Origin of the sequence: Pararoseomonas sp. SCSIO 73927, assembly GCF_037040815.1 — a bacterium.
GTDB lineage: Bacteria > Pseudomonadota > Alphaproteobacteria > Acetobacterales > Acetobacteraceae > Roseomonas.
On sequence record NZ_CP146232.1, the window covers coordinates 1,898,888 to 1,912,029 of the forward strand.

Genomic DNA, 13,142 nt, shown 5'->3' on the forward strand with positions numbered 1-13,142 from the left:
GCGTCACACCTTGTCCAGCGCGCGCCGGCCGAACAGCCCGTTGGGGCGGATGGCCAGGACGAGGATGATGAGGAGGAAGACCGCGATCTCGCGCCACTGGGCCTGCCAGAGCGCCACGCCGGATTCCATCAGGCCGAGGGCGAAGCCGCCGAAGATGCAGCCGCGCGGGTTGTCCAGCCCCCCGAGGATGGCGCCGGAAAAGGCCTTGAGCGCGATGCCGACGCCCATGAAGAGGGAGGCGGAGGCGATCGGCGCCACCAGCACCCCGCCGATGCCGGCGAGCGCGGAGGAGAGAGCGAAGGCGCCGAGCATGACCGCCGTGACGTTGATGCCCATCAGCGCCGCCACGTTGGGGTCGTGCGCCACGGCCCGCATCGCCTTGCCCAGCCGCGTGCGGCGCATGACGAGGTCGAAGCCGAGCATCAGCAGCACGGCCACCGTCAGCACCGCAAGCTCCTGCGGCCGCACACCGGCGCCGCCCAGGCGGATCACGTCGTCGCCGAAGGGGGAAGGCATGTTCACCGGCGCCGGCCCCCAGACGGCGAGGCCGAGGGACTGCAAGATGATGCCGAAGCCGATCGTGCTCATCACCCAGGACATGCCGGGCTTCCCCGCGAAGGGCCGGACCGCCGCCAGGAACAGCAGGAGGCCCAGCGCGCCGAGGGCGGCGCCCACGGCCACCGCCGCCACGGGATAGCGGAGGCCGGCGGAGGCGGCCGGCGCCAGCGCGGCGAAGCTGCCGCCCTCGCCCGAGGAGAGGGCGTAGAGCACGGTGACGCCGAGGAAGGCGCCCACGCCGATGAACTCGCCCTGGGCGAAGTTCAGCGTGCGGGTGGTAGTGAAGGTGATGCTGAAGCTGAGCGCGATCAGGGCGTAGACGCCGCCGATCGCCAGCCCGCTCACCAGGGCCTGCAGCACGGTTGCCAGCACGGGCGGTCCTCCTGGCGGGTGGGTCCGATCCGCGCGGGCAGCTGGCCGGAGCGGTGGATCGGATCCCTGGAAAGGTGGTCCGGCCCCGCGGCGCGCGGGGCCGGCTGGCCGGTCAGCCCTTGAAGTCCTCGGGGCGCAGGCCGCGCACGACGTCGTCGGAGTAGGCGGCCAGCTTGCCGTCCCGCCAGCAGGTCCAGCGCTGGTCGGCGGCGCCGAGCGCCTCGTGCTCCGTTCTGCTGAAGGGCTTGTCGTAGGTCTTGGCGTAGCCCTGGAGCGTGCCGCGCAGGTCCTCCAGCGCGTCCTTCACCGCCGGGCCGTCCGTGCGCCCGGCCTGCGCGATGGCGCGGGCGAGCAGCATCGTGCCGTCATAGCCGTGCACGGCGAAGGAGAAGGCGGAATCTGCGTCGATCCTCGGGCGGATACGGGCGAAGAAGGCCTGCTGGTGCGGCGTGCGGTCCTCCGACACGGTGCGGAGGAAGACCGGCTTCTCCGCCAGCTGCGGGCCGGCGGCGTTGATGAAGCTGAGGTTGTCCGCCGCCCAGCTCGTCAGCACCACGGGGAAGTAGTTGATCTTCTCCATGCTCCGCATGACCTGCCCGATCGTCGTGCCCTGCGCCCAGACCAGCGCCGTCTCCACCCCCGCCGCGCGGAGCTTGGCGAGCTGGGAGGTCATGTCCGTGTCGTTGACGTTGAACTTCTCGTTCGCCACCGCCGTCATGCCCTGGGCCTGCGCCACCTCCTGCAGGTCCTTCAGCCCACCCTGGCCGTAGCCGGTGGTCTCCGTCAGGAAGCCGATCTTCCCCGTGCGCGGGCTCTTCTTCGCGTATCCCATGATCGTCACAACCTGGGTGCGGTCCACGCTGCCCACGCGGAACATGTAGTTGTCCGCGCCTTCCCGCATCGGCCGGGTGATGTCGGTGGCCGAGCCGATGCAGCCCATCACGGGGATGCGCTTCTGATTGGGGATGTGCCGCCAAGCCAAGGCGTTGCCGGAATTCGTCGGGCCGAGCACCGCCACCACGCGCTCGTTGTCGATCAGGTCGCTCATGTTCTGGATCGACTTGGGCGGCTGGGAGAGGTCATCGCGGATCACGAGGGAGAGCGGGCGGCCGAGCACGCCGCCCTCCTTGTTCACGTCCTCGATCGCGGCCTCGATCCCCACCACCGCGGCGCGGCCGGACTGGGCGGAGGGCGAGGCGGCGAGGTCGCCGTTGAAGCCCAGCTTCACCGGCTGGCCCTGCGCCATCGCGCGGCCGGTCAGTGCGGGCGCCGCCAGCAGCGCCGCGAGCGCGCCGCGCCCGAGATCCCGCCGGGTGGGTTGGTGTCGCGTCATCGTTTCCTCCTCTGCCTCCTAATGCCCCGTTCCCGGGGCGAAGCTGGCGGAAGAGGGCGGCGAGTGCCCGCGAAGGCGCGCCGCGGCGGCCCGTTCCTCTCCCGAGATCGCTGCCGGGTCTTGATGCCCGGCCTTGTCGGAGAGGCTAAGTGTCGCCGAAGCGTTCTGCAATGAACAAAACTCGCCGGCCTGGATAATTTGTTTCTTGCGAACTCATTCGGTGAGTGGTCCCTTGCGGGACGGCACCGGCAATGGGTGGCCAGCCAGCGGACGCGCCATGGACGCGCCGCGGCACGGGAGGAGACGGGCATGCTGCTTTCAGGACAGGTCGCGCTCGTCACCGGGGCCGGGCAGGGCAACGGGGCCGCCATGGCGCTGGGCCTGGCGCGGCACGGGGCGCGGGTGGCGGTGACGGACATCGACGCCGCCCTGGCCGAGGAGACGGCCGCGCGTATCGCGGGGGCCGGCGGCCAAGCGAATGCCTACGGGCTGGACGTCACGGACCTCGAGGCCTGCCGCGGGCTGGCCGCACGGCTGGAGGCGGAGATGGGCGACCTCTCCGTGCTGGTGAACAATGCCGGCGTCTGCCCCCGCCACTCCGTGGACGACGACGCGCTGGACCGCGCCTGGGACCTGGCGATGGACATCAACCTGCGCGGCACGATGAACGTCACCCGCGCCTTCCTGCCGGCGCTGCGGCGCAGCCGGGGGCGGGTGGTCAACATTGCCTCCATCGCCTCCTTCGTCTCCACCAACACCTCCGTCAGCTATCCCGTCTCCAAGGCCGGCGTGCGCGCGCTGACGCAGGCCCTGGCGCAGGAGCTGGCGCCGGACGGGGTGCGGGTGAACGCCATCGCCCCCGGCACCTTCGCCACCCGGATGACCGAGGCCACGCGCCTGAACCCCGAGCGGTCCGACCGCTTCCTCGCCCGCATCCCCATGCGCCGCTACGGGGAGCCGGAGGAGCTGGTCGGGCCCGTCGTCTTCCTCGCCTCCGACATGTCCAGCTACGTCACCGGCAGCACGCTGGTGGTCGATGGCGGCTACCTGGCGGCGTAGCGGCGATGATCGTCCGCATGGGCCTGCTGGAGCGGCGGCCGGATGTCCCGCCCGATGAGTTCAGCCGCTATTGGCGCGAGGTGCACGGGCCGCTGGCCGCGCGGCTGCCGGGCCTTCGCCGCTACGAGCAGAACCTCGTCACGGACCGCTCGCAGCTGGCCATCGACCACGCGCGCGGCGGCTGGGTGCTGGACGGCCTCTCGCAGCTCCGCTTCGACAGCCGGGAGGCGATGGACGCGGCCGCCGCCTCGCCCGCCATGGCCCCGATCGGGCCGGACAACGACCGCTTCGCCGTGCTGCGCGGCATCCTGGTAACGGAGCCCAACCCCGTGGTGCCGGTGGCCGATGGGCCGCTGGTGAAGCGCATGTCCCTGCTGCGCCGCCGCCCTGACATCAGCGCGGAGAGGTTCCGCGAGGAGTGGTTCGGCTTCCACGCGGAGGCGGTGGGGCGCTTCCCAGCCCTCGCCGGCTACACGCAGAACCTCGTCGTCGCGCGCCAGGCCGGTGGCGGCACGGGGTACGAGGCCCTGCCGGTGGATGGCGTGGTGGAGATGTGGTTCCGGGGCGTCGAGGAACTGAGGGCCGCCTTCTCCTCTCCTGCTGCCGAAGTGTCGCAGCGCCACGCGCTGGACTTCATCGCGGAGATCACGACCTTCCTCGTCGAGGTCCGGAGGGTGGTCTGATGGTGGACCGTCCCCTCCTTCTCTCCCCCATGGAGATCCGCGGCCTGCGCCTGCGGAACCGCATCGTCATCTCCCCCATGTGCCAGCACGCGGCAGAGGGCGGGTGCGCGACGGACTGGCACCTCGTCCACCTCGGCAAGTTCGCGCTCGGCGGCGCGGGGCTGATCCTGACGGAGAGCACGGCCGTCTCGCCGGAAGGGCGGATCGGCACCGCGGATCTCGGCCTCTGGTCCGATGCCCAGGTCGCGCCGCTGCGGCGGGTGGTGGATTTCGTGCACGGGCAGGGCTCGGCCATCGGCGTGCAACTGGCCCATGCCGGGCGCAAGGCGGGCAGCCAGCCGCTCTGGCACGGCGGCCGCGCCTTCACGGCGGGGGAGCTGGCCGCGCAGGGCTGGCCGCGCCTCGGTCCCAGCGCCATCGCCGCCGGGCCGGAGTGGAGCGTGCCCGAGGCGATGGACGGGGCCGCCATCGCCCGCGTGACCGAGGATTTCGCCGCCGCCACCCGCCGGGCGGAGGCGGCCGGCTTCGACGCCGTGGAACTGCATTTCGGCCACGGCTACCTCGCCGCCAGCTTTCTCTCGCCCCTCTCCAACCGCCGCACCGATGCCTACGGCGGGGGGATCGAGGGCCGGATGCGCCTGCCGCTGGAGATCGCCGCCCGGGTGCGGGCCGAGTGGCCGGCGGGCAAGCCCCTCTTCTGCCGCGTCTCCGCCGTGGACGGCGCGGAGGGGGGATGGGGGATCGAGGATTCTGTCCTTCTCGCGCGGGCGCTGAAGGCGACGGGCGTGGACGTCATCGACGTCTCCTCCGGCGGGCTGACGGAGGAGACGCGGCGCATCACCGTGCCGCGCGGCCCGGGCTTCCAGACCGGCTTCGCCGAGGCGATCCGGCGCGGTGCCGGCATCACCACCCAGGCCGTGGGGGTGATCCTGGACGGCCCGCAGGCCGAGGCGATCCTGAGGGCGGGCCAGGCCGACCTGATCGCGGTGGCGCGGGAGGCCCTGCGCGACCCCTACTGGCCACGCCGGGCGGCGGAGCAGCTCGGCGTGGAGGACGACTACGCGGACTGGCCGGAACGCCACGGCGTGTGGCTGGCGAAGCGCGAACAGCAGATGGGCGGGACCTTGCGCGCGCGCCGGCAGGCGGTGGCGCGGGGCACCCATCACGAAAGGGAGGAAACGGCATGACCGACACGGTGGAATGCGACGTGCTGGTGGTCGGCTCCGGTGCGGGCGGCCTCTCGGCGGCGGTGGCGGCGGCGGCGCGCGGCCTCTCGGTCATCGTGGCGGAGAAGGAGCCCTATGTCGGCGGTACTACCGCGGTCTCCGGCGGCTTCCTGTGGGTGCCGAACAACCCGGTCTCCCGCCGCGACGGCATCGAGGACACGGCGGAGGACGCCCGAACCTATCTGCGGCACGAGGCGGGGAACCACTTCAACGCCGATGCCGTGGACGCCTTCCTGGCCGCCGGGCCGGAGGCGGTAGACTTCTTCGACCGGGAGACGGAGCTGAAGTTCGAGCCCGCCTCCGCCTTCTCCGACTACCATCCCACCGCGCCGGGCGGCCGCTCCGGCGGGCGGTCCATCAAGGCGCAGCCCTACCGCGCGCAGGGGCTGGGGAAGGAGCTGAAGCGCCTGCGCCCACCCCTGCCGGAGCTGACCTTCGTCGGCCTGATGGTGGGCTCCGGGCCGGAGCTGAAGCACTTCTTCAACGCCACGCGGTCGCTCGCCTCCGCCGCCTACGTGGCGGGCCGGCTCACCTCACACGCGCGGGACCTGCTGCTGAACGGGCGGGGGATGCTGCTCACCAACGGCAATGCCCTGGCCGCGCGGCTGTTCCGCAGCGCGCTGGACCGCGGCGTGAAGGTCTGGACCGACTCCCCGGCGATCCGGCTGGAGCGCGAGGGCGACGCCGTGCGCGGCGCGACCGTGCGGCAGGGCGGCAGGGAGGTCCGCGTCCGCGCCCGGCGCGGTGTGGTGCTCGCGGCCGGCGGCTTCCCGCAGGACAAGGAGCGCCGGCGCGCCATGTTCCCGCACGACCGCGACAACACCGGCCACTACTCCCCCGCCCCGGCCGGCAACACCGGCGACGGTCTGCGCCTCGGCGAGGGCGCCGGCGCCCTGGTGGAGCAGGGCTACCCCAACGCCGCGGCCTGGGTTCCCGTCTCCCGCGTACCGCGCAAGGGCGGTGGCTGGGGCGTGTTCCCGCACTTCATCGACCGCGCGAAGCCCGGCCTCATCGCGGTGCTGCCGAACGGCCGACGCTTCGTGAACGAGGCGAACTCCTACCACGACTTCATCCAGGCGCTCTTCGCCAGCACGGGGCCCGGGGAGGCCGCGCGCGCCTTCCTCGTCGTGGACCAGCCTTTCCTGCGCCGCTTCGGGCTGGGCTTCGTGAAGCCCTTCCCCGTGCCGGTCGGGCCCAATATCCGCTCCGGCTACCTCAAGACGGGTGGGACGATCGCGGAGCTGGCGCGCAGCGCCGGCATCGACCCGGCGGGGCTTGAGGCGACGGTCGCCGAGTGGAACCGCGACATGGAGGCGGGCGAGGACCGCGCCTTCGGCAAGGGATCCACCGCCTACAACCGCTTCAACGGCGATCCCGAGTTCCAGCCCAATCCCTGCCTGGCGCCGATCGCGAAAGGCCCGTTCTACGCGGTGGAGGTGGTGGTGGGCGATCTCGGCACCTTCGCCGGGCTGCGGTCCAACGGCAACGCGCAGGTGCTGGACGAGGCGGGGCGGCCGATCCCCGGCCTCTACGCGGCCGGCAACGACATGGCGAGCATCATGGGCGGCAATTACCCGGGTGGCGGCATCACGCTCGGGCCGGCGCTCACCTTCGGCTGGATCGCCGCCCGGCACATGGCCGGCACGGCCGACGCGGCCCCGGCGCCCAGCGCCGAGACCATCGGCGCGTAGGCGGCCGGCACCCAACCGGCCGGGTCCACGCCGTGCCGCGAGGCGGGCGCGGCGGGACAACCGGCCTGCGCCGCCTCTCGCGCCCGGCAAAGCAGTGGGCCTCCGGTCCAGGGAGCGGGGAGGGCCTCAGCCGCCAAGGCTGCGCGACAGGAGCGCGGCCTCCGCGGTGATCAGGGCCGCGAGCCCCTCATGGTCCTCGGCCTCGAAGCGGCTCCTCGGCCCCGTGACGCTGAGGGCGCCCAGCAGGTGCCGCCCGCGTCCGAAGACAGGGGCCGCGACGGCCGCCGTCTCGGGGTCGCGCTCACCGAGGGACAGGGACCATCCCCGGGCCCGCACCCCGTCCCGGAGCGGACCCGTCCCGCCCGTGTAGGCCGCCAGCACGTGCCCGGCCGCGCCCCGGTCCAGCGGCAGCGCAGCGCCCTCCTCGAGGTGGTGCCGGATGAGCCGCGGGGAGTGGTGACGGTAGAGGCAGATGCGCCGCTCGCCCTCGCGGACGTAGAAGGCCGCCGTCTCGCCCGTGCGCTCGACGAGGCGCGCGAGAGCGGGCCGGACGTGGTCGGCGAGGTTGAAGGCATCGCGGTAGAGCAGGCCGAGGCGCAGGGGCGTCGGGCCGAGCCGGAACAGGCCGTCGGCGCCGCGATGAAGGTAGCCGAAGCGGTCGAGCGATGCGGCGAGGCGCAGGACGGTGCTGGGATAGAGCCCCGTCCGGGCGGAGACCTCGGCAAGGGTCAGGCGCGCCGTGCCGTCCGAGAAGGCGTCGAGGATGGAGAGGGCGCGCTCGACGGCCTCGACCCTCGGCTCCTCGGCCTCACGCGGCGCCTCGGCGAGCCGCTCGACCGAGCGAGGGCGTCCGCGGCGGCGGGGCGGAGCGCTGTTCTCGAGGGTGCTCACGAGCGGGGCCTCCGAAGCGGAAGGGCGAGACCGGCATTCTGCGGTTGACGCGGCCGATGCGGTTTCGTTAGGTGTTTCCGTAGCACATAAATAATTTCTGCCAAGCAGAAAGTTCCCGGGCTGGAACCACTGATCCAAGTTCCGCTCCGGGCAGCAAAAGAGAGGATGCGACCATGGCCCCGCCCCATCTGCCCCGGCGTGCCCTGCTGGCCGGCGCCGCCGTGCTGGCCGCCCCCGCCGTGCCGCGCGCGCAGGCCGCCTGGCCGACCGCGCCGGTCCGGGTGGTGCTGCCCTACGCCCCCGGCGGCCCCACCGACGTCATCGCCCGCCTGCTCTGCGACGCGCTGTCGCAGCGCCTGCCCCAGCGCGTGGTGGTGGAGAACCGGACGGGCGCGGGCGGGAACATCGGCGCCTCCGCCGTGGCCAAGTCCCGGCCGGACGGCACGACCTTTCTCTTCACCAACACCGGCCACGCGGTGAACCGGGCCCTCTACACCCGGCTCGACTACGACCCGGCGAAGGATCTCACCCCCGTCACCATCGTCGCCGAGAGCCCGATGGTGCTGCTCGTGCCGAACTCCTCCCCGGCGAGGACGCTGGCCGAGTTCGTCGCCCGGGTGCGCGCTAAGCCCGGTGAGTACTCCTATGGCAGCACCGGCACCGGCGGGGCCCTCCAGCTCGTCTCCCTCCTGATCACCAGGGCGGCGGGGTTGAGGATGGAGGAGGTGCCGTATCGCGGCAGCGCCCCCGCGGCGCAGGACCTCATCTCCGGGCGGCTGGAGATGCTCTACGACGCCGGCGCGACCGCCTTCCCGCTGGCCACCGCGGGCCAGGCGCGCGCCCTGGCGGTGTCCTCGGCCGGGCGCAGCGCCGTCATGCCCGATGTGCCGACGGTGGCAGAGGCGGGCTTCCCCGAGGCGACCTTCTCCGTCTGGCAGGGGCTGCTGGCCCCGGCCGGCACGCCGCAGCCCATCGTCGAGCGGCTGCAGGTGGAGGTCGCGGCGGCGCTGGCCGAGGGCTCGCTCCGCGCGCGCCTTGTCGAGCTCGGCGCCGAGCGGATCCTCGCCAGCACGCCGGCCGAGGCGCGGGCCTACGTGGACGCGGAGATGGAGCGCTGGGAGCGCGTGCTCCGCGAGGCGGGCGTCCGGCCGCAGTGATGTCCCGCGCAATCATCCAGGAGCACACCCCATGACCATCCTCGTCAGCGAGGTCGGGCCGCGCGACGGCCTCCAATCCATCCACCGCACGATGCCGACCGCGGCCAAGATCGCCTGGGTTCGCGCGCTCGCGGCCGCCGGGCTGCCGGAGATCGAGGTCGGCTCCTTCGTGAACCCGAAGAAGCTGCCGCAGATGGCGGATGCGGCGGATGTGGTCCGCGCCGCCCGCGAGATCCCGGGCCTCACGGTCCTCGCGCTCGCCCCCAACCTGCGCGGCGTGCGGGCGGCGGCCGAGGCCGGGGCGCACAAGATCACCATGCCGGTGTCGGCGTCGGAGCCGCACAGCATCGCGAACATCGGCATGACCCACGAGGAGGTCCTGGCCGAGCTGGGCCGCGTGATCGGGTTCCGCGACAGCCTGCCCGCCGACGGGCGCCCCGCCATCGAGGTCGGCATCTCCACCGCCTTCGGCTGCACCATCGCGGGCCCCGTGAGCGAGGACTGGGTGATCGAGCTGGCCGTCCGGCTCGCGCGGCTGGGGGTGGACAGCGTGGGGCTGTCGGACGGGGTGGGCTACGCCAACCCGGCCCAGGTGAAGCGTCTGTTCACGCGGCTGATCGCGGAGCTGGGCGACAGGGCGGGCGGCGCGCACCTGCACAACACGCGGGGCCAGGGGCTGGCGAACGTGGTGGCGGCGCTGGAGGTCGGGGTGACGACCTTCGACGCCTCGCAGGGCGGGATCGGGGGCTGCCCCTACTCCCCCGGGGCGACCGGCAACATCGTCACCGAGGACCTGGTCTGGATGCTGGAGGCGATGGGGCACGACACGGGCGTGGACCTGAACAAGCTGGCGGAGGCCCGGCGCGTGCTCGCCGACGGCCTCCCGGGGGAGGCGCTCTACGGCCACCTGCCGGATGTCGGGGTGGAGAAGGGCTTCTCCTACGCCGCCCGCGGCCCGGCCCCTGAGGGCACGGGACAAGCGGCCGAGACGCGGGAGTGCGCGGCATGAGCGGGGCCTCCCTGCCGCTCGCGGGCGTGCGCGTCGTCGAGCTGACCCACATGGTGATGGGGCCGACCTGCGGCCTCGTCCTGGCCGATCTCGGCGCCGAGGTCATCAAGGTGGAGCCGTGCGGCAAGGGCGACCGCACGCGCTACCTGACGAGCAGCGGCACGGGCTTCTTCGCCGCGCTCTCGCGCAACAAGAAGTCGGTCCAGCTCGACACCGAGAGCGACGCGGACCGCGAGACGCTGCTGCGCCTGGTGGATGGCGCCGACGTGCTGATCGAGAACTTCCGCCCGGGCGGGCTGGAGGCGCGCGGCCTGGGCTACGCCGCGCTCTCCGCCCGCAACCCGCGGCTGGTCTACTGCTCGCTCAAGGGCTTCCTGCCCGGCCCCTACGAGAACCGGACCGCCCTGGACGAGGTGGTGCAGATGATGTCGGGGCTGGCGGCGATGACCGGCCCGCCCGGCCGCCCGCTGCGCGCGGGCGCCCCCGTCAACGACATGATGGGCGGAATGTTCGGCGCCATCGCCATCCTGGCAGCCCTGCGCCAGCGGGAGGCGACGGGCCGCGGCCAGCAGGTGCAGTCCGGGCTGTTCGAGAACGCGGCCTTCCTCGTCTCCACCCACATGCTGCAGCAGGCCATCACGGGCGCTCCGCCGCCCTCGATGGCTGCGGGGCGGCGGGCCTGGGGCGTCTACGACGTGTTCACCTCGGCGGACGGCCTGCAGCTCTTCGTCGGGGTGGTGACGGAGCGCCAGTGGCAGATCTTCACCGAGGCGCTGGGCGACCCCGCCCTGCTCGACCCGGCCTACGCCACCAACAACGAGCGCTCCGCCGCGCGCGATGCCCTGATCCCGCTGGTGCAGTCTATCCTCGGCCGCCGTCCGGCCGCCGAGCTGGAAGCGCTGTGCGAGAAGGCGGGCCTGCCCTTCGCCCGGATCAACCAGCCCGGCGACCTCTACGAGGACCCGCACCTTCTCGCGAGCGGCGCCCTTCTGCCGGTGACGCTGCCGGATGGGCGCCCGACCTCGGTCCCGGCCCTGCCGATCGTCTTCGGCTTCGGGCGGCTGCCGCTGCGCCACGACCTTCCCCGGCCGGGCCAGCACGACGACGAGCTGCTGGCGCCGCTGCGGGGCGACACGCCGCGCGCGGCGCCCTCCCCGGAGGAACGCCTGCCCACCGCCGCGGCACAGAAATAGAAATAGAGGGAAGAACGCCATGAACCGACGCACCATCCTGCTGGCCGCAACCGGGATCGCCGCCGCGCGCGGCGCCGCTGCCCAGGAGCCCTGGCCCACCCGGCCCATCCGCCTGATCATCCCCTACCCGCCGGGCGGCGGGACGGACGTCATCTCGCGGGAGATGGCGGCGCGCCTCGGCGCGCTGACGGGATGGACCATCGTGGCGGAGAACCGCCCGGGCGCGGGCGGCAACATCGGCATCGACCTCGTGGCGAAGGCGACGGACGGGCATACGATCGGGATGGGCCAGACCTCCAACCTCGCGGTCAACCCGACGCTCTACGGCGCCAACATCCCCTACCAGCCCCTGCGGGACCTCGCGCTCATCTCCCTGGTCGCGTCGCAGCCGAACGTCTTCGTGGTGGCGCGCGACGCGCCCTACCGCACCCTGCAGGACGTGGTCGCCGCGGCCCGCGCCCGGCCGGGGCGGCTGACGGCCGCACATCCCGGGAACGGCACCGTCGGCCACCTGAGCACGGAGATGGTCGCCCTCGCGGCGCGCGTGGAGCTGACGGTCGTGCCGTATCGCGGCGCGGGCCAGCTCGTCACCGACATGCTGGCCGGGCGCCTGGACCTCTACTCCGCGAACCCGCTCGCGGTGAGGGGGATGCTGAACACGGGGGAGCTGCGCGCGATCGCCGTCACCTCCGCCCAGCGCATGCCCTCGTTGCCGGAGGTGCCGACGGTGGCGGAGTCCGGCTTCCCGGGTTTCGACGCGGTGAACTGGACGGGCCTCGTCGCCCCGGCGCGCACCCCGGCGGCCGTGGTGACCCAGCTGAACGAGGCGGTGGGGCGCGCCCTGCGGCAGGAGGAGGTGGTGGCACGGCTGGCCGGCGAGGGCAGCGAGCCCGCGCCCTCCACCCCGGACGGGTTCCGCACCTTCCTGACCGCCGAGATCGAGAAGTGGGGCCGCGTGGTGCGCGAGGCCCGGGTGCAGGCGGACTGACCGGACTGCCCTCTCGTTCGCTTCGGGGTGGGGGACGGTGGGCAACGAGGGAGGCTGCCGGCACCCTGACCGGCAGCCTCCGCCCTGGCCGCGGTCACCGGGGCCGGACGCTGCTCCGAGCGAGACGACCGAAGGCTTCCGCCACCGCCCGGAAGGCGTCCGCGCTGCCCCCGGCATCCGGATGGGCGGCCTTGGCGGCCCTTCTGTAGGCGCTCCGGAGAGCGGCTCCCGACAAGGGCATCCGGTCGAGGCCCAGAGTTGCCAGGTCCGTGTTTCCGCGGGCGGACGCGGCGCAAGGCCAGAGCGCGATCGGCGCCAGCAGCTCCCAGGTCTCGCTCATGGACCTCGTCGCCAGGATGACGAGATCCATGTTGAGGCGCGACAGGATCAGGCAGGCATCGACCATGGTCTGGGAGCAACGCCCGGAAAGGCGTTCGGGTAGCACCCGCCCCGCACGGAACGTCAGCGGCTGTGGCGGGAGCATCGATGAAGGGGTAGGGATGCGCGGCCTCCACGCCCGACGGAGACGCACCGATGCTCGCCGCCCTTGTCCTCCTCGCCGCGCTCGCACCGGTGCTGCCCGACTCGCCCGGGCTGCCGGTCCGCGCGCCGCCCGTCGCCCACCTCTCCCCGGATGGGCGCCTGATGGTCACGCTGGAGCGGGACGAGGCCTTCGGCCAGGTCGAGACCCTCAGCGTCCTCGCCGACCCGAACACGCGGCGGGCCCGCCGGATCTTCCGCTCGGTCGGCGACACGCCGCTGCGCTTCCTGCGATGGCACGAGACCCGCACGGCCGAGCTGGAGTTCCCGCCGCAGGGCGGGCAACCCGCCTACCGGTTGCGGCTGGCCTGCGGGGAGGAGACGTGCACCCTGGACCGCGCCCCCGCCGGAGGGGGGCGCTAGGGGCGGGTCATCCGTCCCCGCTCATCGGACCATGAGCCCCAGGACGGCGGCCAGGTGCCCCGCCGGCGCCGCCCGCGCA

Annotated in this window: 13 protein-coding genes; 9 read left to right on the forward strand and 4 right to left on the reverse strand. The window is 73.3% G+C overall.

Annotated elements, in window-relative coordinates; genetic code table 11:
• Positions 1 to 3 precede the first annotated feature (3 nt).
• Both VQH23_RS09050 and VQH23_RS09055 read right to left on the reverse strand, forming a co-directional pair.
• Positions 4 to 930: a branched-chain amino acid ABC transporter permease gene (locus VQH23_RS09050; protein ID WP_338665305.1), complete on the reverse strand. Its 927-nt coding sequence runs from the start codon at positions 928 to 930 to the stop codon at positions 4 to 6.
• Positions 931 to 1,042: 112 nt separating this feature from the next.
• Positions 1,043 to 2,263: an ABC transporter substrate-binding protein gene (locus VQH23_RS09055; protein ID WP_338665306.1), complete on the reverse strand. Its 1,221-nt coding sequence runs from the start codon at positions 2,261 to 2,263 to the stop codon at positions 1,043 to 1,045.
• Positions 2,264 to 2,572: 309 nt separating this feature from the next.
• Here VQH23_RS09055 and VQH23_RS09060 point away from each other — a divergent pair, with 309 nt between their 5' ends.
• From VQH23_RS09060 to VQH23_RS09075, 4 genes are read left to right on the forward strand one after another with little or no spacing between them, the layout of a single operon-like run.
• The gene (locus tag VQH23_RS09060; RefSeq protein ID WP_338665307.1) at positions 2,573 to 3,322 is read left to right on the forward strand and encodes a glucose 1-dehydrogenase; all 750 of its coding nucleotides are present in this window, start codon (positions 2,573 to 2,575) and stop codon (positions 3,320 to 3,322) included.
• Positions 3,323 to 3,327: 5 nt separating this feature from the next.
• The gene (locus VQH23_RS09065; protein WP_338665308.1) at positions 3,328 to 4,005 is read left to right on the forward strand and encodes an EthD family reductase; all 678 of its coding nucleotides are present in this window, start codon (positions 3,328 to 3,330) and stop codon (positions 4,003 to 4,005) included.
• Positions 4,005 to 5,192 (forward strand): NADH:flavin oxidoreductase/NADH oxidase, encoded by a 1,188-nt coding sequence (locus tag VQH23_RS09070; protein WP_338665309.1) that lies wholly within the window; start codon positions 4,005 to 4,007, stop codon positions 5,190 to 5,192. Before VQH23_RS09065 ends, VQH23_RS09070 begins: the two co-directional genes overlap by 1 nt.
• A complete protein-coding gene (locus tag VQH23_RS09075; RefSeq protein ID WP_338665310.1) occupies positions 5,189 to 6,922 on the forward strand; it encodes an FAD-dependent oxidoreductase in 1,734 nt (577 codons plus the stop codon). The genes VQH23_RS09070 and VQH23_RS09075 overlap by 4 nt, the downstream gene beginning before the upstream one ends.
• Before the next feature lie 126 nt (positions 6,923 to 7,048).
• On the opposite strand, the gene VQH23_RS09080 is transcribed toward VQH23_RS09075, so the two are convergent.
• Positions 7,049 to 7,813 (reverse strand): IclR family transcriptional regulator, encoded by a 765-nt coding sequence (locus VQH23_RS09080; RefSeq protein ID WP_338665311.1) that lies wholly within the window; start codon positions 7,811 to 7,813, stop codon positions 7,049 to 7,051.
• A 173-nt stretch (positions 7,814 to 7,986) separates the two neighbouring features.
• On the opposite strand from VQH23_RS09080, the gene VQH23_RS09085 reads away from it, so the two are divergent.
• From VQH23_RS09085 to VQH23_RS09100, 4 genes are read left to right on the forward strand one after another with little or no spacing between them, the layout of a single operon-like run.
• On the forward strand, positions 7,987 to 8,970 hold the full coding sequence (locus VQH23_RS09085; RefSeq protein ID WP_338665312.1) for a tripartite tricarboxylate transporter substrate binding protein: 984 nt from the start codon (positions 7,987 to 7,989) through the stop codon (positions 8,968 to 8,970).
• Positions 8,971 to 9,001: 31 nt separating this feature from the next.
• Entirely contained in the window at positions 9,002 to 9,979 is a 978-nt protein-coding gene (locus VQH23_RS09090; RefSeq protein WP_338665313.1) for a hydroxymethylglutaryl-CoA lyase, read from the forward strand.
• A complete protein-coding gene (locus VQH23_RS09095; protein WP_338665314.1) occupies positions 9,976 to 11,172 on the forward strand; it encodes a CaiB/BaiF CoA-transferase family protein in 1,197 nt (398 codons plus the stop codon). The genes VQH23_RS09090 and VQH23_RS09095 overlap by 4 nt, the downstream gene beginning before the upstream one ends.
• 19 nt (positions 11,173 to 11,191) lie before the next feature.
• Positions 11,192 to 12,160, forward strand: coding sequence for a tripartite tricarboxylate transporter substrate binding protein (locus VQH23_RS09100; RefSeq protein WP_338665315.1), 969 nt, complete (start codon positions 11,192 to 11,194; stop codon positions 12,158 to 12,160).
• A gap of 94 nt (positions 12,161 to 12,254) precedes the next feature.
• Here VQH23_RS09100 and VQH23_RS09105 read toward each other — a convergent pair whose 3' ends face one another.
• The gene (locus VQH23_RS09105; protein ID WP_338665316.1) at positions 12,255 to 12,566 is read right to left on the reverse strand and encodes a J domain-containing protein; all 312 of its coding nucleotides are present in this window, start codon (positions 12,564 to 12,566) and stop codon (positions 12,255 to 12,257) included.
• 128 nt (positions 12,567 to 12,694) lie between these two features.
• On the opposite strand from VQH23_RS09105, the gene VQH23_RS09110 reads away from it, so the two are divergent.
• Positions 12,695 to 13,063: a hypothetical protein gene (locus VQH23_RS09110; RefSeq protein ID WP_338665317.1), complete on the forward strand. Its 369-nt coding sequence runs from the start codon at positions 12,695 to 12,697 to the stop codon at positions 13,061 to 13,063.
• Positions 13,064 to 13,142 lie beyond the last annotated feature (79 nt).

Bases quoted from the DNA above. Each gene is read 5' to 3' on its own strand.
- VQH23_RS09105 (WP_338665316.1), bottom strand. From the start codon at position 12,566: ATGGTCGATGCCTGCCTGATCCTGTCGCGCCTCAACATGGATCTCGTC.
- VQH23_RS09110 (WP_338665317.1), top strand. From the start codon at position 12,695: ATGCTCGCCGCCCTTGTCCTCCTCGCCGCGCTCGCACCGGTGCTGCCC.
- VQH23_RS09070 (WP_338665309.1), top strand. From the start codon at position 4,005: ATGGTGGACCGTCCCCTCCTTCTCTCCCCCATGGAGATCCGCGGCCTG.
- VQH23_RS09075 (WP_338665310.1), top strand. From the start codon at position 5,189: ATGACCGACACGGTGGAATGCGACGTGCTGGTGGTCGGCTCCGGTGCG.
- VQH23_RS09085 (WP_338665312.1), top strand. From the start codon at position 7,987: ATGGCCCCGCCCCATCTGCCCCGGCGTGCCCTGCTGGCCGGCGCCGCC.
- VQH23_RS09065 (WP_338665308.1), top strand. From the start codon at position 3,328: ATGATCGTCCGCATGGGCCTGCTGGAGCGGCGGCCGGATGTCCCGCCC.
- VQH23_RS09100 (WP_338665315.1), top strand. From the start codon at position 11,192: ATGAACCGACGCACCATCCTGCTGGCCGCAACCGGGATCGCCGCCGCG.
- VQH23_RS09060 (WP_338665307.1), top strand. From the start codon at position 2,573: ATGCTGCTTTCAGGACAGGTCGCGCTCGTCACCGGGGCCGGGCAGGGC.
- VQH23_RS09090 (WP_338665313.1), top strand. From the start codon at position 9,002: ATGACCATCCTCGTCAGCGAGGTCGGGCCGCGCGACGGCCTCCAATCC.
- VQH23_RS09095 (WP_338665314.1), top strand. From the start codon at position 9,976: ATGAGCGGGGCCTCCCTGCCGCTCGCGGGCGTGCGCGTCGTCGAGCTG.
- VQH23_RS09055 (WP_338665306.1), bottom strand. From the start codon at position 2,263: ATGACGCGACACCAACCCACCCGGCGGGATCTCGGGCGCGGCGCGCTC.